Genomic DNA, 20613 nt, shown 5'->3' on the forward strand with positions numbered 1-20613 from the left:
ACCCCACCGCGGCGCCTACCACCGACACCAACACCAGCACCGCCGCCGACACTGGCAGCATCACCGGTCTCGTCGCCGCCGGTGAAGACCGCGCGGGCATCCTCCACGGTGCGGACTTGGGCTTTGATATCGGCGACGAGACCAGCATCGGCGAGAAGACGCATCGACCACAACCCCTCAGCCGAACGCCGGTAGATCACCCCCGGCTGCGGCGTCAGGGCAGGCCGGGCCTCCTGAATCTTGCGGCGGGCCGTGGCGGCCATCTCCTTGACATCAACCGGCTGGGCAGACAACTCCTCCATGATGCGCCAAGCATCGTTTGTGTTTTTCACCCGCCGCAGCACCCCACGCAACACGTCGAGCACGGGCAGGCAGTGGCCGTGGCGGGCGACATTCGCGCGCACCCGACGCTGGCGGCGGGCCTGCCTGACCGGGCCGAAAAACACCCCGGCCAAGTCGAAGAGACGCTCCAGCTCGTCACGGCCGGACCCAGCGGCCGCACGCTCGGCATCCCAGTCGGCGTGCCAAGCACCCTCCACGATCTCAATGCCAGGCTGGGTCACAGCAGCCACAAACCTAGAAAAACAATCCCCCGATGTCATACCCCACACACTAAAGGAGCCCCTGCCAGCCTGCAACTGGGAGGGGCGTCGTGGGCGCGAAGCTACTGGTAGGACTTGGCCTTGCGGTTGTCCAAGTAGATGAACGCGGAGACAATGGCCACGCCGAGGACAATCATGCCGAGGATGGCCGGGGTGCCGGCGTCCTGGCTCTCGCCCCAGGGCCACAGGGCACGCAGCGAGCCCAGCATGAAGCCGGCCATCGCGGCCAGGGTTACGGAGTGGTGGTTGTCCAGCAGATAGTTGAGCACCTTGACGAAGGCAGCCAAGCCGCACAAGGCGCCCAAGGCGAAGACGGCGACGGTGCCCATCTCGCGGTCGCTGACGGCGCCGATGATCGGCTGGTAGAGGCCCATCGTCAGCAGGATGAGGGAACCGGACACGCCCGGCAGCACCAGGGCGCAGACGGCGATGGCGGCGGCAAAGAAGACGACGACCAGCGACGGGTCCTCATGCGGGGCGGAGGTAAAGCCGGTGATGAAAAAAATGAGCACGGCGGCTACCACGAAGGCGATGAGGGAGGGGGCCTTGAAGCGGTCGGCCTTGTCCATCATGGACACCGGCACGATGATGGAGACGGCGACCATGCCCAGGAAGAGGGCCTTCGACAGGGACACATGCCCCTCGACGAAGCTGGACATGACGGACGAGAGGCCGAAGACCGCGGCGAGCATGCCGACGGCTACGGCGATGATGAAGCCCCACTCGACTTCCTTGAAGCGGGCTTTGAGGATCTTGTCGGCGTTGTGGAGGGCCCGCTCGTAGATGCCTACGATGAGGGCAACTGTGCCCCCGGAGATGCCGGGGACTAGCTCGGCGGAGCCGATGAGCCCACCGCGGATTGCATTGGCAAGATGATTCATTCTTTCCAGCCTAGCGGCAACTAAACCCGCGGTGGTCGCGCCACTCCCGCGCTTAGAGCAGGGAAGACAGGAACTCCTGCGTACGCGGCTGCTGCGGGTTGTCGATGACCTGGCTCGGCGGGCCGGCCTCGACCACGCGGCCGTCGGCCATGAAGACGATCTTGTCGGCGACCTCGCGGGCGAAGCCGATTTCGTGGGTGACCACGAGCATCGTCATGCCGTCGGCGGCCAGCTCCTTCATCACGCGCAGGACCTCGCCGACGAGCTCGGGGTCAAGCGCGGAGGTCGGCTCGTCGAAAAGCATCAGCTTCGGATCCATGGCCACGGCGCGGGCGATGGCCACGCGCTGCTGCTGGCCGCCGGAGAGCTGGACCGGGTAGGCGTTGGCTTTCGATGCCAGCCCGACCTGGTCGAGCAACTCCATGGCGCGCTGCTTGGCGGCCTCGGGGTCGACTTTCTTGACGTGGATGGGGGCCTCGACGACGTTTTCGAGAACCGTCCGGTGGCTAAACAGGTTGAAGTTCTGGAAGACCATGCCGATGTCGGCGCGCTGGGCGGCGGCTTCCTTCTCGGAGATTTCGTAGAGGACGCCGTTGCGCTCCTTGTAGCCGATGAGGTCGCCGTCGACGTAGAGGCGGCCGGCATCGATGGTTTCTAGGTGGTTGATGCAGCGCAGGAAGGTCGATTTGCCGGAGCCGGACGGCCCCAGGAGGCAGACGACCTCGCCGTGCTGGACCTCCAGGTCGATGCCGCGCAGAACCTGCAGGGAGCCGAACTTTTTGTGGATCTGCTGCGCCTGCACCATGGGCTGGCGGGTATCTTTAGCGTTCATTGCGCGGGGCCTCCTGGACGACGTTGACATTGTTGGGAATGACGCCTTCGGCATCGGCGAGCGCGGCCAGTTGGCGGGCGGTCAGCTCGCGGGTGGCGCCGCGGTCGAAGTAGCGCTCGAGGTAGTGCTGGCCGATCATCAGCAGCGAAGTGATGACCAGGTACCAGGTGGCTGCAACCATCATCAGCGGGATCGGCTCGAAGAGCGCGGCGGAGATGTCCGTGGCGCGGCCGAAAATCTCGTGGGTGTACGGGATGGCCACGACCAGGGAGGAGGTCTTCAGCAGGGAGATGAACTCGTTGCCCGTCGGTGGGATGATGATGCGCATGGCCTGCGGCATGACCGTGCGGTACATGGTCTGCCACCAGCTCAGCCCGAGCGCCTTCGATGCCTCCCGCTGGCCCTCGCCCACGGAGTTGATGCCGGAGCGCACGATTTCGGCCATGTAGGCGGCCTCGTTAAGCCCCAGGCCGATAACGGCCAGGAAGAAGGCGTTGGACAAAAGCTCCTCGAGGGAGATCTCCGCAAAGCCCAGGTTGATGGACTGGTAGATGGCGCTGAGCAGGCCCCAGAAGACCAGCTGCACGTAGATCGGGGTGCCGCGGAAGATCCAGAGGAAGACCCAGGCGACCGCGCGCAACACCGGGTTGGGCGACATGCGCAGGATGGCCAAGACGGCGCCGCCGACGACGCCGATTACCATCGCCAGGATGGTGATCGCAATGGTGTGCAGCGAGGCGATGGCGATGCGCGTATCCAGCAGGTAGCTGAAGTACGTCGACCAGCCGTAGGCCTCGTTGTTGGCGGCGGCGATGACGAACCAGGCGGCCAGCACGAGCAGTAGGGCGGCGAAAGCCCAGCGCCACGGGTGGCGCAGCGGTTTCGCGTGGATTTCCGGGGGAGTGGAGGGGGTATCCTGTGTCATTTCACTGGCCTTTCGTTGATAAGAGCCTCGTCGACGAGCCCGTCTTCGACGCCCCACTGCGCGAGGATTTCGGCATATTGCCCGTTGTCGATGAGGTGCTGCAGCGCGGCCGCTGCGGCGAGGCCTAGTTCCGACCCCCTGGGGACGGCCATCCCGTAAGGGGCGGCCTGGGAGATGTCGCCGACTAGCTCCAGGCGGCCGTCGGCGCGGTTGACGGCCCAGCCGGCGGCGGGGGAGTCGGCCGAGAGGGCATCGGCCCGCCCCATGAGCACCGCGAGCGCGGCGTTGTCGGCGGTGTCGTACGCCAGGACCTGCATGTCGCCGTCGCAGGCTTCCGCCTTGGGGCGGACGTCGTCGGTGTCGGAGACGGTGGTGCGCTGGACGGCCACGGTCAAGCCGCAGGGGTTGTGCGGGTCGATCTCCTTGGAGGAGTCCGTGCGCTTGGTCCACTGGATGCCGGCGTAGAGGGTGTCGACGAAGTCGAAGTTCTCGCGGCGGTCCGGGGTATCGGTAAAGCCGGAGACACCCATGTCAATCTGGCCGGACTGGACGGCCGGCAGGATCATGGCGAAGTCTTGCTCCTCGATGCGGAAATCGAGCCCCAGCACATCAGCGACGGCGTGGACGAGATCCATCTCTAGGCCGACGATCTGGCCGTCGGCGTCCTTGAGCTGGAAAGGGGCGAAGGGCGGGTTGACACCGATGCTGAGCACACCGTCATCATCGTCATACATTGCGGCGATCTCGTCGACCTTGTCGGCGCGGATGGGTTCCCACCCGTCGGGCGTGGATTTTTCTACGTTGGTCACGCAGCCGCTCAAGCCCAACGTGGCTATCGTCACTGCGGCGACCGTAGCCCGGCGGGCGCGGCGCGCGACGGTGACTTTGCCTGGTGCAGGCACAACCATAGTCGTGTGGTCCTTTGGGAAAACGTGCGGATGAATAGTTACCCCTCAAATGTATAATATTCGACCGCATTTAAGAAATTACCGCGCCGGAACGCGAGATTCGTTCTCTACCTCGCCCAGCCTCTATCCCCGATCAAAAAACCGGCCGAGGCGTTTGCCCTGGCCGGTTGTTGTGCGAATTATTTTTGACACTTTTTGACACTAAACGGGGTTCTCGCGCTGGGTGCGAAGTGGTTCCGCTGGTAGTGGTGCCCCTGGTGAGACTCGAACTCACACTGGACGGGTTTTGAATCCGTTGCCTCTGCCAATTGGGCTACAGGGGCGCGCGGGCATGGCCGCACTGGGGAAATACTAGCGCATGGAGAGCGGGGAAGAGAAATCGCACGCCGACCCACGCGGCGGGGCGCCTATTGCCTAGAATAGGGAGCCGTGACTGATTCCAAACGACGCCTTCTGCTCATCGACGGACACTCTATGGCCTTCCGCGCTTTCTACGCGCTGCCGGCAGAAAATTTCTCCACCTCGGGCGGCCAGCACACCAACGCGGTCTATGGGTTCTTGTCGATGCTGTCGAGCATCGTGAGCGAGGAACGCCCCGACAAGATGGCCGTGGCCTTCGACGTGGGGCGCAAGACCTTCCGGACAGAGAAGTTCCCGGAGTATAAGGCCCAGCGCGAGGCGGCGCCGGAGGAATTCAAGGGCCAGGTGGACATCATCCGCGAGGTGCTGACCACCCTGGGCATTACGACGCTATCGCGGGAGAACTTCGAGGCCGACGACATCCTGGCGACCCTGGCCACCGAAGCTACGGCGGCGCAGGACTTCGATACCTATATCGTCACCGGCGACCGCGACTACCTGCAGCTGGTCAACGAGTCCACGACGGTGCTCTATCCCATGCGCGGGGTCAGCAACCTGCACTGGTTCACCCCGGAGGCCGTGGAGGAGAAATACGGTCTGACCCCGCGGCAGTACCCGGACTTCGCGGCGCTGCGCGGCGATCCGTCCGATAACCTGCCCGGCATTCCGAAGGTCGGGGAGAAGACGGCGACCAAGTGGATTACCCAGTACGGCAGCCTCGACGAGCTGGTCGCCCACGCCGATGATATTAAGGGCGTGGCCGGCCAGAACTTTAGAGATCGCGTGGAGCAGGTCCAGCTCAACCGCGAGCTGACCCAGATGATTACGGACATGGACTTAGAGGTCGGCCCGGCTGACCTGGCCTTTAAGGGCGCGGTCGTCAGCGAGGTCGCCGATCACTTCGACGACCTCGAATTCGGCACCAACCTGCGCGATCGTGTCCTCAAGGCCATCCCGAATGACGGCGGTGAGGCCGCCTCGCAGGACGAGGATGCGCAGGTGCCGGAAGTGAGCATCGTTAGTGAGAAGCTGGCGGACTGGCTGCCGGGGCGTGGGCACGTGGCCGTCTTCGTCCAGGGCGACGGGCGGCCCGGGCAGGGCGATGCCGCCGCGATGGCCTTCGTCGACACCGACTACCACGGCCTGCAGGTCGAGCTGGCCGAACTCGACGCGGCCGATGACAAGGCCCTGGCCGCATGGCTTGCCGACGCCGACTGCCCCAAGTACCTGCACGAGGCCAAGGCGGCCTACCACATGCTGTTGGGGCGCGGCATTGAGTTGGCGGGCATCGCCCACGACACCGCGGTGGCGGCCTACCTGCTGCGCCCGGGCCAGCGCACCTACGAGCTGCCGGACGTCTACCAGCGCCACCTGCACAAGACTCTGGGGGCGGCTAGCGACCAGCTGAGCCTGTTGGATGAGACCTCCCTGGTGGATTCCGCGGCCGCGATCATGGAGCTGGCCGCGGAGCTGACCCGGCAGCTGCACGACATCGACTCCTTCCAGCTGTACACGGACCTGGAAATGCCGCTGATTTCCATCCTGGCGCGGATGGAGGCCACCGGCATCGCCGTCGATATCGACACGCTGGACGCCCAGCTGGAGGCCTTCGTCGCCCAGGTGACGGAGCAGGAGGACGCCGCGCGCGAGCTAGCCGGCGACCCCTCGCTGAACTTGAACTCGCCGAAGCAGCTGCAGGCGGTGCTGTTTGATACCTTCGACCTGCCGAAGACGAAAAAGACCAAGACCGGCTATTCGACCGCGGCCAAGGAGATCGAGGCCCTGGCGGCCAACCACCCGCACCCGTTCCTAGACCACCTGTTGGCCCACCGCGAGTACCAGAAGCTCAAGTCCACGCTGGAGGGGCTTATCAAGACGGTTCAGCCGGACGGGCGCATCCACACCACCTTCAACCAGACGGTGGCCTCGACGGGCCGGTTGTCCTCGGCGGATCCGAACCTGCAGAATATCCCGGTGCGCACCCCGGCCGGGCGCAAGATCCGCTCGGGATTCGTGGTGGGCGAGGGTTTCGAGACCCTGTTGACCGCGGACTACTCCCAGATTGAGATGCGCGTGATGGCCCACCTGTCCCAGGACCCGGGGCTCATTGAGGCCTACCAGGCGGGCGAAGACCTGCACAACTATGTCGGCTCCAAGGTTTTCGATGTCCCGGTCGACCAGGTCACCTCCGAGCTGCGCCGCCGCGTCAAGGCGATGTCCTACGGCCTAGTCTACGGCCTGTCCGCCTTCGGGCTCTCCCAGCAGCTGGGCATCAGCCCGAAGGAGGCCAAGGACATCATGGAAAGCTACTTCGAGCGCTTCGGCGGGGTCAAGACCTACCTAGACGAGGTGGTCGATACCGCCCGCAAGGACGGCTATACCTCGACCATCTTCGGGCGCCGGCGCTACCTCCCGGAGCTGGCCAGCGACAACCGGCTGGCCCGTGAGAACGCCGAGCGCGCCGCCCTCAATGCCCCCATCCAGGGCACCGCGGCCGACATCATCAAGGTCGCGATGATCCGCGTCGATGCCGCACTCCAGGGCAAAAAGTCCCGCGTCCTGCTGCAGGTCCACGACGAATTGGTCGTCGAAATCGCCCCCGGCGAGCTCGACGAAGTGCGCGCAATCCTGGAAAAGGAGATGGATTCAGCCATTAGCCTGCGCGTGCCGCTGGAGGTCTCGGCCGGGGCCGGCACCAACTGGGACGACGCCGCACACTAGTCAAACAAACTCCGCTGGCGCGGGGTATAGGCCATTTCCTTTAGACCTCTTCTAGACCTCCTCCATGGGGTCAAAGGGATCCAGGCGCCGGTCGACGCGGGCCTGGGCGGCGAAGTCGCCGGGGTGGCGGCCCAGCAGCAGGACGCTGAGCGCGACCAGGCCGATGATGAGTTTGTCCAGGATGGCCGGGCCGATGGCGGCCAGCATGGTTAGCAGCACCCAGCTGTTGCGGATCGCCGCGCCGGTATAGCCGCGGGCGCCCTCGTAGACCTGTAGCCCCAGCGACCACTTGCCCAGGCTGGTGCGGTAGCGGCCCTCGACCACCACGCGGTAGGCGAAAAAGCCTAAACCCAAGCCGACGACGTTGTAGGTTTCGGCCGCCGGGCCGGTCAGCGGCTCGGAAAACATGAGGTTGATAAGCCCTCGGAGCAGCACTAAGACCGCGGCGACCGCGAAGGCGTCGATCCACCAGGCGACGGCGCGGCGGAGCAGTACGGCAATTCTTTCGGTCCACATAGCCTTCCACCTTAGAAGAAAACCGCCGGTATTTGCGCAAGTAGCTGCACGGATGTAGTGTGTAGCAGGTGCGTCTATGCTCTCAAGCGGTCGTTCGGCTCTGGTAGGAAAGCCAAATGGCGCTTGGGGCGGGATTGCGTCTATCCGTTCATCAATACTCTCAGCAGCATTAATGCGGTGGCGCAAGAGACGTGCGAATGTCCAAATTCGATTTCCTACGTTATTTCGGAGCATTTTTACGCATGCCATCTTCTAACACCCCTCAGGTTGCGATCAACGACATCGGAACCGCTGAGGACTTCCTCGCAGCCGTTGACGCGACGATCAAGTACTTCAACGATGGTGACATCGTTGCCGGTACCGTCGTCAAGGTTGACCACGACGAGGTGCTGCTCGACATCGGGTACAAGACCGAGGGCGTTATCCCTTCCCGTGAGCTGTCCATCAAGCACGACGTCGACCCGGATGAGGTCGTCGAGGTCGGCGATGAGATCGACGCTCTGGTCCTCACCAAGGAGGACAAGGAAGGCCGCCTGATTCTGTCCAAGAAGCGCGCTCAGTACGAGCGTGCTTGGGGCGCCATCGAGGAGCTGCAGGCCAAGGAAGAGCCTGTCACCGGTACCGTCATCGAGGTCGTCAAGGGCGGCCTCATCCTCGACATCGGGCTGCGCGGCTTCCTGCCGGCTTCCCTGGTCGAGATGCGCCGCGTCCGCGACCTGGAGCCGTACATCGGCCAGGAGCTGGAGGCCCAGATCATCGAGCTGGACAAGCAGCGCAACAACGTTGTCCTGTCCCGCCGTGCATACCTCGAGCAGACCCAGTCCGCGGTCCGCTCCGAGTTCCTGCACCAGCTGCAGAAGGGTCAGGTCCGCAAGGGCGTTGTTTCCTCCATCGTCAACTTCGGCGCCTTCGTCGATCTCGGCGGTGTCGACGGCCTGGTTCACGTCTCTGAGCTGTCCTGGAAGCACATCGACCACCCGTCCGAGGTTGTTACCGTGGGCGACGAGGTCACCGTCGAGGTTCTCGACGTCGATTTGGACCGCGAGCGCGTGTCCCTGTCCCTGAAGGCAACCCAGGAAGATCCGTGGCGCGTCTTCGCCCGCACCCACGCTGTGGGCCAGATCGTCCCGGGCAAGGTCACCAAGCTAGTTCCGTTCGGCGCCTTCGTCCGCGTCGAGGAGGGCATCGAAGGCCTGGTTCACATCTCCGAGCTGGCTCAGCGTCACGTGGATGTCCCGGACCAGGTCGTCACCGTCGGCGAAGAGGTTATGGTCAAGGTCATCGACATCGACCTCGAGCGTCGCCGCATCTCCCTGTCGGTCAAGCAGGCTGACGAGGACTACACCGACGAGTTCGACCCGTCCAAGTACGGCATGGCCGACTCCTACGATGAGCAGGGCAACTACGTCTTCCCCGAAGGCTTTGACCCGGAGACCAACGAGTGGAAGGAAGGCTTCGACGAGCAGCGTCAGGCATGGGAGGCCCGCTACGCCGAGTCCGAGCGCCGCTTCCAGCTGCACTCCGCTCAGATCGAGCGTCACCGTGCCGCTGCCGCCGAGGCAGCCGAGGCCGGCGAGTCCTCCAACTACTCCTCCGAGTCCGCAGATGCAGCTCCGGCATCTGAGGCTCCGGCAGAAGAGGCTGGCTCCCTTGCTTCCGACGAGCAGCTCGCTAAGCTGCGCGACAAGCTCGCCGGTAAGTAATACCGCGCTAGTTCGCCGCTAAGGCCCCCAGTCCGCACCCGCGGTCCGGGGGCCTTTTCTATGCTCAGGGCTGACCTGTTCTATCCTCGCCACGCTGCGCGAAGCCGCCCCCGCGCGCCGAAGAGTGGGATATGTCATAGGCCGGCCTAACTATTAGGTTTTGGCCTACCCGCCCCCTTATACTGGCCTGGTAATAACCACTGCCGCGGCGGTGGTCCGGTTCATTAGGAAGGGGCTTTCGTCGTGGCGACTACACAAGACACGGCGCGGCACATCGTGGAAAGTATCGGTGGCGCCGACAACATTACGTCCTTGACCCACTGCGCGACTCGTCTGCGCTTCCAGCTGGCAGACACCTCGCTGGTCGACAACGCCAAGTTAGACGAAGACCAGGCCGTGCTCGGCACCGTCCCGCAGGGCGACCACGGCTTCCAGGTCGTCATGGGCGGCGGGGTAGCGGAATACTACAACGCCATCATCAAGCAGCCGGGCGTTTCGGCCTCGGCCGGGGACAAGGCGCGCGGAAAGAAGAAGCAGTACGACGGCGTACGCGGGAGGTACTCCTGGGTCGACTACTGCTTCGAGTTCCTCTCGGATACCTTCCGGCCCATCCTATGGGCCCTGCTGGGCGCCTCCCTTATCATCATGCTGCTCATCCTGGCCGACACCATCGGCTGGCAGGACTTCCGCGCCCCGATGGAGGAGCAACCCGCGGCCTACCAGCTGGGGCACGCCATGTGGCGCAGCGTCTTCTACTTCCTGCCGGTGATGGTCGCGGCCACCGCGGCCAATAAGCTGGGGGCGAATATGTGGGTCTCGGCGGCCATCCCGGCGGCCTTGCTGACCCCGGAGTTCCTGGCGATGGGCGAGCAGGGCGACGTCGTCGACGTCTTCGGCTTGCCGCTGGTCATCAACTCCTACGGCTCGCAGGTCTTCCCGCCGATCCTGGCGGCCATCGGCCTGTACTGGCTGGAGAAGGGGCTGAAGAAGATCATCCCGTCCGCGGTGCACATGGTCTTCGTGCCGTTTTTCTCCCTGCTCATCATGATCCCGGCGACGGCGTTCCTGCTGGGGCCCTTCGGTGTGGGCGTGGGCAACGGGATTTCCTGGCTGCTGCACAGTATCAACGAGTTCTCGCCGTTCATCCTGGCCATCGTGGTGCCGCTTTTGTACCCGTTCCTAGTGCCGCTGGGCCTGCACTGGCCGCTGAACATCATCATGGTCCAGAACATCGCGACCTACGGCTACGACTTCATCCAAGGTCCCATGGGCGCCTGGAACTTCGCCTGCTTCGGCGTCGTTGCCGGCGTCATGGTCATCTCCTTCCGGGAGCACAACGATCAGATGCGCCAGGTCTCCATCGGCGGCCTGGCCGCGGGCCTGCTAGGCGGCGTCTCGGAGCCGTCGCTCTACGGCATCCTGCTCCGCTTCCGCCGCAGCTACTACCGGCTGCTGCCGGGCTGTGCCATCGGCGGCGCGGTGATGGGCCTGTTCAACGTCAAGGCCAACGCCTTCGTCTTCACCTCGGCCCTGACCGTCTTCGCGATGGAGCCGGCCGCCGGCTACGCCCTCGGCCTCCTGGTGGCGTTCATGACCTCGTTCCTGCTGACCGTATTCTTCGGCTACCGCACCCCGGAGGAAAAGGCCGCGGACCTGGAGCGTATCGCTGCCCGCCGCGCGGAAGAGGGCAAGGAGGCCCCGGCCGCACCGCAGCCGGCTCCCTCTAACTCGGCCGCCGCTCCGGCTGCCGTGGCCGTCGCCGCCCCGGCCCAGGAGGTCGCCGTGGCTATCGATGCGCCCCTGGCCGGCAAGGCAGTCGCCCTCAGCGAGGTCCCCGATCCCATCTTCGCTGGCGCGAAGCTGGGCGAGGGAGTGGCCATCCGACCGACCGGCACCACGGTCTACGCCCCGGCGGACGGCAAGGTGCTCACCGTCCAGAAATCCGGCCACGCGGTGGGGCTGAGCCTGGACAGCGGCGTGCAGCTGCTGATCCACGTCGGCTTGGACACCGTGGAGCTGGGCGGGGAAGGTTTTACCGTCCACGTGGACAAGAAGCAGCGCGTGGCCGCCGGCGACAAGCTCATCAGCTTCGACCCGGAGTTCATCGCCTCCCGCGGCTACAACCTGATTACGCCGGTGGTGGTGACCAACACGAAGAAATTCGCGCGCGTGGAACCGACGCTCGGTACAGTCGAGACCACCACTCCAGTCATCGAGGTGGTGCCGCGAGACAAGTAGGATGAGACGAAGGAGGACGCTTAATGCGGCTGGTGGGGCTGACAGGGGGCATCGGCAGCGGTAAGTCGACCGTGGCCAAGATGCTGGAAGAGGCAGGCGCCACGGTGGTGGACGCCGACCAGATTGCCCGCGACATCATGGAGCCGGGCCGCCCGGCCCTCCAGGACGCGGCCTACGCCTTCGGCCCAGACATTCTCAACCCAGATGGGAGCCTGGATCGGGGCAAGCTCGCCGAGCGCGCCTTCGCCAGCCGGGAGGCCACCGATAAGCTCAACCGGATTACCCACCCGCGCATCGGGGAGCAGACCCGCAAAGCCTTCCGCAGGGCACGCGAGCGCGGCGACGAGGTCGTGGTCTACGACATGCCGCTGTTGGTCGACAAGGGCCTGGACAAAGACATGGATCTGGTTCTGGTCGTGGACGTGGAACCTGAGGAGCGCGTTGCCCGGCTGGTCGGCCGCGGCCTGAGCGCTGACGATGCCCGCGCCCGCATCAAGGCCCAGATCCCCGACGATAAGCGCCGCGCGGCGGCCGATATCGTCATCGACAACAACGGCAGCCTGGAGGAACTGCGCGAGCGGGTGGAGGCCATCCGGGAGCGCGTCTTCGCCTAGGGCGCGAGCAGGCGGGCGGGTAGACTGGACGGCATGGCCTTTGCAGCGGAACACCCCATCCTGTCCGAGTCTGAGCACCGCCCCGTGGGCGAGGTGGAGCGCACCCCCGGTGAGTTCAAGGTCGAGTCCGAATACGAGCCCGCCGGCGATCAACCCGCGGCGATCGCGGAGCTGGACAAGCGGCTGGACCGCGGCGAGTCCGACGTGGTGCTCATGGGCGCGACCGGTACCGGTAAATCGGCGACGGCGGCGTGGCTCATCGAACAGCAGCAGCGCCCGACGCTGGTGATGGCACCGAACAAGACCCTGGCCGCCCAGCTGGCCAACGAACTGCGCCAGCTGCTGCCGCACAACGCCGTCGAATACTTCGTTTCCTACTACGACTACTACCAGCCGGAAGCGTATATCGCGCAGACGGATACCTATATCGAGAAGGACTCCTCGATCAACGAGGACGTTGAGCGCCTGCGCCACTCGGCGACCTCGGCGCTGCTCTCGCGCCGCGACGTCGTGGTGGTTAGCTCCGTGTCTTGCATCTACGGCCTGGGCACGCCGCAGTCCTACCTGGACCGCTCGGTGGTTCTCGCCGTCGACGACGAGGTCGAGCGCGACCGCTTCCTGCGCCTGCTGGTTGATATCCAGTACGAGCGCAACGACGTCGGCTTTACCCGCGGCACCTTCCGCGTCAACGGCGACACCGTTGACATCATCCCGGCCTACGAGGAGCGAGCGGTGCGCATTGAGTTCTTTGGCGACGACGTGGACTCGCTCTACTACATCCACCCGGTTACCGGGGACGTCCTCGAGCAGGTCGACGAGCTGCGGATTTTCCCCGCCACCCACTACGTGGCCGGCCCGGAGCGCATGGAAAAGGCCGTGGCCGATATCAAGGAGGAGCTGGCCGAGCGCCTGGCCGACCTGGAAAACCGCGGCAAGCTACTGGAGGCCCAGCGCCTGCGGATGCGCACCGAATATGATCTGGAGATGATCGAGCAGGTCGGCTTCTGCTCGGGTATTGAGAACTACTCGCGGCACATCGACGGCCGCGAGGCCGGATCCGCGCCGGCGACGCTGCTGGACTACTTCCCGGAAGACTTCCTGACGATTATCGACGAGTCCCACGTGACCGTGCCGCAGGTGGGCGGCATGTTCGAGGGCGACATGGCCCGCAAACGCAACTTGGTCGAGTTCGGCTTCCGCCTGCCCTCGGCGGTGGACAACCGCCCGCTGACCTTCGACGAGTTCGAGCAGCGCGTAGGCCAGACGGTCTACATGTCCGCGACCCCGGGCGACTACGAGCTGTCCGCCTCCGCCGGCGAGTTTGTCGAGCAGGTAATCCGCCCGACCGGCCTGGTGGACCCGAAGGTCACGGTCAAGCCCACGAAGGGGCAGATCGACGATCTCATCGATGAGGTGCGCACCCGTGTTGACAAGCAGGAGCGCGTGCTCGTGACCACGCTGACCAAGCGCATGGCCGAGGATCTCACGGACTACCTGCTCGAGCACGGGATCAAGGTGCGCTACCTGCACTCCGACATCGACACTCTGCAGCGCGTGGAGCTGCTGCGGCAGCTGCGGCTGGGCGAGTTCGACGTGCTGGTGGGCATCAACCTCCTGCGCGAGGGCCTTGACCTGCCGGAGGTCTCCCTGGTGGCCATCCTGGATGCGGACAAGGAGGGCTTCCTGCGCTCGACTACGTCGCTCATCCAGACCATCGGGCGCGCGGCCCGAAACGTCTCGGGTGAGGTCATCATGTACGCGGACAAGGTCACCGAGTCGATGAACAACGCCATCGAGGAGACCGAGCGCCGCCGCGAAAAGCAGATCGCCTACAACACCGAGCACGGCATCGATCCGCAGCCGCTGCGCAAGAAGATCGCCGACATCCTGGACCAAGTCTACGACAACGACGGCGACGGCGACGGGGAATCGGCCTCGGCCAGCGACCCGGCGGCGATGGTGGACAAGCCGGACGTGTCCTCGATGGCGGTCGAGGAAGTCGAGAAGCTCATCGACGATCTGACCGCCCAAATGGGGGAGGCCGCCCGAGAGCTCGAGTTCGAGCTTGCAGGACGTCTGCGCGACGAGATCGCGGACCTGAAAAAGGAAGCGCGAGGCCTCAAAGAGGCGGGCATTTAGAGGCTATACTGGGGCGGAAGCAAGCTGAATCTGCAAGAAAGAAAGAACATGCTTACCTATTCGAATATCGTCGTCGGCACCGACGGCTCGGCTACCTCCCTGCGCGCGGTGCGTACCGCCGCCTCCCTGGCGCGCGTCTACGAGGCCCGCCTCATCATCGTCTCCGCGTTCTTCAACCACTCCAGCTCCATGCTGGGCGCGACCGGTTCGGACAACACCGGCGTGCCGGTCATCAGCGAGGACATGGCGAAGGACTTCCTGGCTACCGCGCTGCAGGTCGCGGAAGAGGAGAAGGCCGACAACGTCGAGATCGTGGGCCGTTCTGGCGATCCGGTCAAGGCGTTGCTGGCGGCCGGCGAGGACTTCGATGTCGACCTCTTCGTCGTGGGCAACAAGGGCTTCAACTCCATGCGCGGCCGCGTCTTCGGTTCCGTGGCCAAGGATCTGACCCGCCGGGCACACGTCGACGTGCTTGTGGCAGATACCACTGACTAGCCCGCTGCACCAAAGCCCCGCCGGCTGGTTGTTACACTAGAATAGGGTAAATACCAGAAGAATATTTTGCGGACCAAGAGTCCACAGAAAGGTCACCATGAGCGATTACAACACCATTGTTGTCGGCACCGACGGCTCCAACTCCTCCCTGCTGGCAGTGGAGCGTGCAGCCAAGATTGCCGCTGCGTTCGACGCAACCCTTATCATCGGTTGCGCCTACTACGAGAACAAGGAAGAGGCCTCCAAGACTCTGCGTCAGGAGTCTGTGACCATCCTGGGTGATGACAAGGCCGAGGCCAATCTCGTGGCCGGCCGCGAGCACGCCGAGAAGTTCGGCGCCAAGGACGTCAAGACCGCCGTCCGCTCGGGCACCCCGGTGCAGGCCCTGATGTCGATTGTCAACGACAACAAGGCCGACCTGCTGATCGTCGGTAACCGCGGCATCAACTCCCTGACCGGCCGCCTGCTGGGCTCCGTCCCGGCAGATGTCGCCCGCCAGTCCGACTGCGACGTCATGATCGTCCACACTGTCGCCTAAGGCGCGGCCTACTCGCCGAAGACTAAAGGCCCTCTCCGCTGCATTCCTCGTGGTGCGGTCGGGAGGGCCTTGTGCGTGCCCGGGCCTAGTGGGCGCGGTGCGTTTCGACGCGATCGAAGGGGTTGCGGCGGTAGACGGCTAGGAGGCTGTGGCCGTTGTCGCCCTGGATGAGTGGGACGTCGCTGCGCGCGCTGTTGCCGGCCTCGGCGAGCGGGGCGGCGGTGCCGTGCGAGAGCACGTGCTCCTGCGGCGACAGGTTGCGAATGGCCACGCCGGCGATGCGCTCGGGGTGCTCGTTGACCACGTCGCGGTAGGTCAGCGGGTCGTGCTGGCCGTCGTCGCCGACCAGGACCCATTGGATGTGCGGGAAGTCGATAATCAAGTTTCGCAGCTGGACCTTCTTGTGCTCCACGCCGCTGCGGAAGAGCCCGGTGGGCGTGGGGCCCCAGTCGGTTAAGAGCATCGGCCCGCGCGGCAGGCGGTGCGTGCGCACGAAGTTGACCAGGGTGTCGAAGGTGTTCCACGCACCGGTCGACAGGTAGAACACGGGCGCGCTCGGGTGGGCGTCGATAAGCTCCGAGTAGAACGCGTCCATGCCCGGCACAGGCTGGCGGCGGTTGGTGCGCTTAAACCAGGAGTTCCAGGCCGCCAGCAGGGCACGCGGCAGCCAGGTGACCATGATGGTGTCGTCCACGTCACTGATGATGCCGACGCGGGTACTCTCATCAATGATGAGCACTTCCGCGGTCACCGGCTCGGCGCCCGCGGCGGCAATCGTCACCTCGTGCCACCCGGGGCTCAGGCCGTGGTCTTTGACGAGGACGTCGATGTAGCCGTTGTCGTTGGTGGAGGCATGGACCGTCTGGTCCCCGGCGGTCACAGCGACGTCGTGGCCGCCGACCTGGATGGTGAAAAACTGGCGGTAGCCGCGCTCGGCCCAGTTGCGGGCGGGCCGGTCGGGGTTTTCCATCAGGACGCGGCCCAGCACACGGACCCGGTCCGGGCTGCCGTAGCCCAGGTAGCCGGTTACAGCCGGCACCCACCCTCGGGCTTCGGAACGCTTGACGCTCCAGCGGTTGATATGGCGCTCGCAGAGGCGGGCAAAATCAGATAAAGCCATGATGACCAATCTATCCTAAGCGGGCAGCTCGCCGTAGACCGTAAGCGTCTGGGTGGCGCGTGTCAGCGCCACGTAGAGGTTTTGAAGCCCCTGCGGCGAGGCCGCGACGATGGTCTGCGGGTCGACGATAACCACGTGGTCGAATTCCAGGCCCTTGATCTCCTCGACGTTGCTGGCATCAATCACCGCTCGCAAGCGCCCGTCTGCAGTGCTGCCGATGCCGGCTGCCGGTCGCTCCGCCTCCTCTTCCGGCAGGCGGTGGTAGGTAACCGGCTCGCCGGGGCGGATGGCGGTGGCAGGCTCGGCGTGCGGGTCGATGAGTGCGAGCAGCCGGTTGGCCACCTCGGTGATGGGCTCGGGCGTGCGGTAGTTGACGGTGAGCCGGTGATGGCGGAAGCGGCCGCCGACGAAGGGCTCGAGGGTCTCCGCCCAAGCGTCCACGCCGGCCGGGGCGCTGGTCTGGGCGGTGTCGCCGACCAGGGTGACCCAGCGCGAGGGGCTGCGGCGGAAGACCATCCGCCACTCCATGGCGCTAAGCTCCTGGGCCTCGTCGACCACGACGTGCCCGAAGGCCCACGTGTGGTCGGCGCGGGCGCGCTCGGCGGTGGTGCGGTGGTCCTGGACCTGCTGGCGCCGCGCCAGGGTCTCGGCGTCGATCACGTCGTGGGCGGAGAGGATCTCCGCGTCGAACATGTCGTCGTCGTTGTCCGTGGACTCGGAACTGCTCAGGATATCCAGGGCGTCCTCGGCCTCGGCGACCTGTTGCTTCCAGGCCTCGCGCTCCGCCTCCTCGACGGCGGCCGGGTCGGGCATGCCGATGAGTACGGCGAGCTCGTCGAGGAGGGCGGCATCGCTAGCCGTCCAGGCTGTACCGTCGGCGCGGTAGAGCGCCTCCTGGGTCTCCTCGTCGTAGGCGGCAGCCGCACGGGAAATGAACTCGCGGGAGGACAGGAGCTCGGAAAGCACCTGCTGGGGGTCTAGCTCCGGCCAGTAGGCGCCGATGAGCTCGCGCACGGCGGGGGACTCGGCCAGATCGTCATGGAGCTGGTCGACGTCGGCGCGCGAGAGCAGGTTTTGGCCGCCGAGCGGATCGGCACCGATGCGCTCCGAGAGCGCCCGGGCCAGGGACTCGGTGAGGTGCTCGGCGAAGGCCAGGCGGGCATCGTTGTGCGGCTTGCGGGAGCGGCGCGCGCGGGTGCGGGCGGCCTTGACCATGGCCGGGGTGACCGTAAGCGGCAGCTGCTCGACGGTGATCTCCTGCGCCTCGGCGGGGACCTTTTGGTAGTCCTTGACGGCGTTGGCCAGGATTTCGGCCATGGCCTCCGAGCCCTTGATCTCGCGGGCCAGGAGCCCCTCCGGGTGGTTGCCGGTCACGCCGGGGAAGAGATCCCCGATGGTCGAGAGCACGGTGCCGGTCTCACCCAGCTCGGGCAGGACCTGGGAAATATAGTCCAGGAAGGTCGGGTTGGGGCCCACGATGAGCACACCGGTGGACGCGAGCCGCTCGCGGTAGGTGTAGAGCAGGTAGGCCACGCGGTGCAGCGCCACAGCGGTCTTGCCGGTGCCGGGCCCGCCCTCGACGACCAGGACGCCGCGGGTCGAATCGCGGATGATCTCGTCCTGCTCGCGCTGGATGGTCTCCACGATGGAGGACATGTGCCCGGTGCGTGCTTGCTGCAGGGCCTGAAAGAGCGCCGACTCACTGGCCACGCCCGCGGTGTCCGTGCCGGCGCTTTCGCCGGAGAGGTACTCGTCGGTGAAATCGGTGACCTCGCGCCCACGCATCCGGATGGTGCGGCGCTGCTCGACGCCCTCCGGGTGGGCGGTGGTGGCCAGGTAGAACGGGCGGGCCATCGGGGCGCGCCAGTCCAGCAGCAGAGTGCGGTAGTCGTCGGCGCGATCGTCCATGCCCATGCGCCCGATGTAGCGCCGGTCGAGCCCCGCCTCGGTCGGGTTGTCCCCGTCGGCTTCGATATCGATCCGGCCGAAGACTAGGCCCAGCTGCGCTAGGTTGAGCTTGTCCAGCTTGGCCTGCAGGCCGTGGTACTCCGTCTCGCGGCGCACCAGGGCGTCTGCGTCCGGGGTCTGGGGATCGACGTCCGCCTGCACGCGGGCCAAGGATTCGTTGGCGCGGGCGACGGCGTCGTCGAGGCGGTCGAACAAGCCGTCCACGTAGGCCTGCTCGGCGGCTACCTCGGCCTGGTGGACCGAGGCCTGCCGCGGGTCACGTTCACCGGTCATAAGGTGGGCTTTCTGTCTCGTGCACGGGTTTGCGCGGTGGGCAAAAGAACAACGGCCCAGCATACTCGCTGGGCCGTTGCGTGGAAAAGTAGCTGGGTGGGAAAGCTTAGAGCTTGCCCTCGAGCTTCTTCATGGCCTTGGCGATGGCCTTGTCGGCGCGCTTCTGCAGCTTGTCGGCGTTCTTGGAGGCCTTCTTGGCGGCGCGCTTGCCGTTCTTCTTGTCGGCGGCGGAGCGGGCCTGCTCGGCCTTCTCCTGCGCGCGGGAGGCAGCCTTGACAGCGCCCTTGCGGGCGGTCTCGGCGTTGTCCTGGGCAGCCTTCAGCCAGTCGTCCTTGTTATCGGTGACGAAGTCCTTGGCGTCGTTGACGTAGCCCTTGGCGGTTTCCAGGAGGTCCTTGCCGCTTTCCTGCCAGTCGTCCTTGTTGTCGTCGATGTAGGCCTGGACCTTGTCGGAGGTCTCGCTGAACCAGTCGGAGGCGCGATCCGAGAAATCGGAGGCGCGCTCGGACACGTCGTCGGCGAACTTCTGGGACTCGGACTTGGTCGGCAGCGCCTGCTGGATCTTCTTGTTGGTGCGCTCGCCGGCCTTCTGGGCGCGCCAGCGCAGGGAGGGCTTACCGGCGGTGTCCTGGGTGGTGATGAACAGCGCACCCAGCAGGGCGGTGTTGGTCAGCAGGCCGTTGCGCTTGGAGGTCTTCTCTTCGGCGCTGTCGGCCTCCCAGAAGTTGTTTCGGGTCAACATCGTCGGCAGGGTAGCGGCGGCCAGCACGGCGGCCGAGGTGCGCGGGGCCTTGCCCAGGGCGAGCAAGGAACCGGCGCCGACCTTGGCGCCGCCCAGGCCGCGGGCGACCAGCTCCGGGTCGTTCGGGACGTAACCGGCGTAGCTACCCGGCAGGGCCTTGCGCAGGGTCTGCAGGAAAGACTCCGTCTCCTCCACGTGATCGGAGGTGTTACGGAGAGTGTCCACACCGTCGGTAATGAAGACCGAAGCCAACATCGGGCGGGCAATCTTACGAATCATGTCTGAAAATGCTCCTTTAGTGAAAAGACCAGTAAGTCTAACCTAGAAGTTCTAAGCCAGAAATTTAACCTAGGAGTTCAAGTTTACGCACTTTTTACTCGGCTGTGGGCCAGCCGGGGGAGACTACCAGCGGCGGTCCCACCATTCGCCGAGATGCGGGCGCTCCTCGTCGAGGGTGGTGGGCTTGCCGTGGCCCGGCCAGATGACCGTCTCGTCCGGGTAGATATCAAATACGCGTTCGGTCAGGTCCTTGTAGAGGCGGACGAAGTCGCCCTCCGAGGTGGTCTTGCCAACACCGCCCGGGAAGAGGGAATCACCCACGAAGAGGTTGGGCACCTCGTCCAGCTCGGTGGCCAGCGCCGCCCCGCCCGGGGTGTGGCCGCGCAGGATGATAACCGGTAGCTCGTGTCCGGCGAAGGTGATGGTGTCGCCGTGGTTGAGCTCGACGTCGGCGGGCGCGGGCAGGGCGGGCGAGTCCAGGAAGGAGGCGTAGTGGGTGGCGCCGGTTTCCTTCAGGATCTCCGGCAGCGCGCGCACGTGGTCCCAGTGGCGGTGGGTGGTAAAGACCGCGGTGATGGTGACGCCAGCCTGGCGGGCCATGTCGAGGATGGCGGGGGCGTCGTCGGCGGCATCGACAAGCAGGCCCTCGTCGCCGCAGGCCAGCAGGTAGCAATTGTTGTCCATGTCGGAGACGGAAATATGGTGTAGCTTGAGCTCTTTAGTCATGTTGACCAGTCTACGGGTAAATTCGAGCAGTAA

General features: G+C 65.3%; 17 protein-coding genes and 1 tRNA gene. 7 read left to right on the forward strand and 11 right to left on the reverse strand.

Translation table 11 applies throughout. The annotated features are described in order from the left end of the window. The 6 genes from HMPREF3067_RS08525 to HMPREF3067_RS08550 form a co-directional block, all read right to left on the reverse strand. Positions 1-563: hypothetical protein (locus HMPREF3067_RS08525; protein WP_371259789.1), on the reverse strand; the 563-nt coding region annotated here is incomplete at its 3' end. A 101-nt stretch (positions 564-664) separates the two neighbouring features. Next, positions 665-1483 (reverse strand): DUF368 domain-containing protein, encoded by an 819-nt coding sequence (locus HMPREF3067_RS08530; protein ID WP_070769303.1) that lies wholly within the window; start codon positions 1481-1483, stop codon positions 665-667. Between the two features lie 52 nt (positions 1484-1535). Then, positions 1536-2315, reverse strand: a complete 780-nt coding sequence (locus tag HMPREF3067_RS08535; protein WP_070769304.1) for an amino acid ABC transporter ATP-binding protein — start codon at positions 2313-2315, stop codon at positions 1536-1538. After that, positions 2305-3240 carry an amino acid ABC transporter permease gene (locus HMPREF3067_RS08540; RefSeq protein ID WP_070769305.1) on the reverse strand — a complete coding sequence of 312 codons (936 nt, stop codon included), beginning with the start codon at positions 3238-3240 and terminating at the stop codon, positions 2305-2307. Before HMPREF3067_RS08540 ends, HMPREF3067_RS08535 begins: the two co-directional genes overlap by 11 nt. Beyond that, complete coding sequence (locus tag HMPREF3067_RS08545) at positions 3237-4142, reverse strand: ABC transporter substrate-binding protein (RefSeq protein WP_371259790.1); 906 nt, start codon at positions 4140-4142, stop codon at positions 3237-3239. Before HMPREF3067_RS08545 ends, HMPREF3067_RS08540 begins: the two co-directional genes overlap by 4 nt. Positions 4143-4394: 252 nt before the next feature. Beyond that, positions 4395-4471, reverse strand: a tRNA-Leu gene (locus HMPREF3067_RS08550). A 151-nt stretch (positions 4472-4622) separates the two neighbouring features. Here HMPREF3067_RS08550 and polA point away from each other — a divergent pair. Beyond that, entirely contained in the window at positions 4623-7229 is a 2607-nt protein-coding gene (polA, locus tag HMPREF3067_RS08555) for a DNA polymerase I (RefSeq protein ID WP_070769307.1), read from the forward strand. Positions 7230-7280: 51 nt separating this feature from the next. On the opposite strand, the gene HMPREF3067_RS08560 is transcribed toward polA, so the two are convergent. Beyond that, a complete protein-coding gene (locus tag HMPREF3067_RS08560; protein ID WP_070769308.1) occupies positions 7281-7745 on the reverse strand; it encodes an RDD family protein in 465 nt (154 codons plus the stop codon). Between the two features lie 242 nt (positions 7746-7987). On the opposite strand from HMPREF3067_RS08560, the gene rpsA reads away from it, so the two are divergent. The 6 genes from rpsA to HMPREF3067_RS08590 all read left to right on the forward strand — a co-directional run bounded on the left by rpsA (position 7988) and on the right by HMPREF3067_RS08590 (position 15472). After that, complete coding sequence (rpsA, locus tag HMPREF3067_RS08565; protein ID WP_070769309.1) at positions 7988-9448, forward strand: 30S ribosomal protein S1; 1461 nt, start codon at positions 7988-7990, stop codon at positions 9446-9448. Between the two features lie 243 nt (positions 9449-9691). Further along, a complete protein-coding gene (locus HMPREF3067_RS08570) occupies positions 9692-11686 on the forward strand; it encodes a glucose PTS transporter subunit IIA (RefSeq protein ID WP_070769310.1) in 1995 nt (664 codons plus the stop codon). 23 nt (positions 11687-11709) lie between these two features. Continuing rightward, positions 11710-12300, forward strand: coding sequence for a dephospho-CoA kinase (gene coaE / locus HMPREF3067_RS08575; RefSeq protein ID WP_070769311.1), 591 nt, complete (start codon positions 11710-11712; stop codon positions 12298-12300). Between the two features lie 33 nt (positions 12301-12333). Next, positions 12334-14439 (forward strand): excinuclease ABC subunit UvrB, encoded by a 2106-nt coding sequence (uvrB, locus tag HMPREF3067_RS08580; RefSeq protein WP_070769312.1) that lies wholly within the window; start codon positions 12334-12336, stop codon positions 14437-14439. Between the two features lie 48 nt (positions 14440-14487). Then, positions 14488-14934: a universal stress protein gene (locus HMPREF3067_RS08585; protein ID WP_070769313.1), complete on the forward strand. Its 447-nt coding sequence runs from the start codon at positions 14488-14490 to the stop codon at positions 14932-14934. 97 nt (positions 14935-15031) lie between these two features. Next, on the forward strand, positions 15032-15472 hold the full coding sequence (locus HMPREF3067_RS08590; RefSeq protein ID WP_070769314.1) for a universal stress protein: 441 nt from the start codon (positions 15032-15034) through the stop codon (positions 15470-15472). A gap of 85 nt (positions 15473-15557) precedes the next feature. Here the strand turns inward: HMPREF3067_RS08590 and HMPREF3067_RS08595 are convergent, their stop codons facing one another. The 4 genes from HMPREF3067_RS08595 to HMPREF3067_RS08610 form a co-directional block, all read right to left on the reverse strand. Beyond that, the gene (locus HMPREF3067_RS08595) at positions 15558-16592 is read right to left on the reverse strand and encodes an App1 family protein (RefSeq protein WP_070769334.1); all 1035 of its coding nucleotides are present in this window, start codon (positions 16590-16592) and stop codon (positions 15558-15560) included. 15 nt (positions 16593-16607) lie between these two features. Beyond that, positions 16608-18833, reverse strand: a complete 2226-nt coding sequence (locus HMPREF3067_RS08600) for a HelD family protein (RefSeq protein ID WP_070769315.1) — start codon at positions 18831-18833, stop codon at positions 16608-16610. Positions 18834-18939: 106 nt separating this feature from the next. After that, positions 18940-19854 (reverse strand): DoxX family protein, encoded by a 915-nt coding sequence (locus tag HMPREF3067_RS08605; protein ID WP_070769316.1) that lies wholly within the window; start codon positions 19852-19854, stop codon positions 18940-18942. A gap of 123 nt (positions 19855-19977) precedes the next feature. After that, entirely contained in the window at positions 19978-20580 is a 603-nt protein-coding gene (locus HMPREF3067_RS08610; RefSeq protein ID WP_070769317.1) for an MBL fold metallo-hydrolase, read from the reverse strand. Positions 20581-20613: the final 33 nt, after the last annotated feature.

Source organism: Corynebacterium sp. HMSC04H06, from assembly GCF_001815935.1.
Taxonomy (GTDB): Bacteria; Actinomycetota; Actinomycetes; order Mycobacteriales; family Mycobacteriaceae; genus Corynebacterium.

Excerpts from the sequence above, each read along its gene's own strand:
- uvrB (WP_070769312.1), top strand. The coding sequence starts at position 12,334 with ATGGCCTTTGCAGCGGAACACCCCATCCTGTCCGAGTCTGAGCACCGC.
- HMPREF3067_RS08530 (WP_070769303.1), bottom strand. The coding sequence starts at position 1,483 with ATGAATCATCTTGCCAATGCAATCCGCGGTGGGCTCATCGGCTCCGCC.
- HMPREF3067_RS08535 (WP_070769304.1), bottom strand. The coding sequence starts at position 2,315 with ATGAACGCTAAAGATACCCGCCAGCCCATGGTGCAGGCGCAGCAGATC.
- coaE (WP_070769311.1), top strand. The coding sequence starts at position 11,710 with ATGCGGCTGGTGGGGCTGACAGGGGGCATCGGCAGCGGTAAGTCGACC.
- HMPREF3067_RS08605 (WP_070769316.1), bottom strand. The coding sequence starts at position 19,854 with ATGATTCGTAAGATTGCCCGCCCGATGTTGGCTTCGGTCTTCATTACC.
- polA (WP_070769307.1), top strand. The coding sequence starts at position 4,623 with ATGGCCTTCCGCGCTTTCTACGCGCTGCCGGCAGAAAATTTCTCCACC.
- HMPREF3067_RS08600 (WP_070769315.1), bottom strand. The coding sequence starts at position 18,833 with ATGACCGGTGAACGTGACCCGCGGCAGGCCTCGGTCCACCAGGCCGAG.
- HMPREF3067_RS08610 (WP_070769317.1), bottom strand. The coding sequence starts at position 20,580 with ATGACTAAAGAGCTCAAGCTACACCATATTTCCGTCTCCGACATGGAC.
- HMPREF3067_RS08560 (WP_070769308.1), bottom strand. The coding sequence starts at position 7,745 with ATGTGGACCGAAAGAATTGCCGTACTGCTCCGCCGCGCCGTCGCCTGG.
- HMPREF3067_RS08585 (WP_070769313.1), top strand. The coding sequence starts at position 14,488 with ATGCTTACCTATTCGAATATCGTCGTCGGCACCGACGGCTCGGCTACC.
- HMPREF3067_RS08590 (WP_070769314.1), top strand. The coding sequence starts at position 15,032 with ATGAGCGATTACAACACCATTGTTGTCGGCACCGACGGCTCCAACTCC.
- HMPREF3067_RS08540 (WP_070769305.1), bottom strand. The coding sequence starts at position 3,240 with ATGACACAGGATACCCCCTCCACTCCCCCGGAAATCCACGCGAAACCG.
- HMPREF3067_RS08595 (WP_070769334.1), bottom strand. The coding sequence starts at position 16,592 with ATGGCTTTATCTGATTTTGCCCGCCTCTGCGAGCGCCATATCAACCGC.
- rpsA (WP_070769309.1), top strand. The coding sequence starts at position 7,988 with ATGCCATCTTCTAACACCCCTCAGGTTGCGATCAACGACATCGGAACC.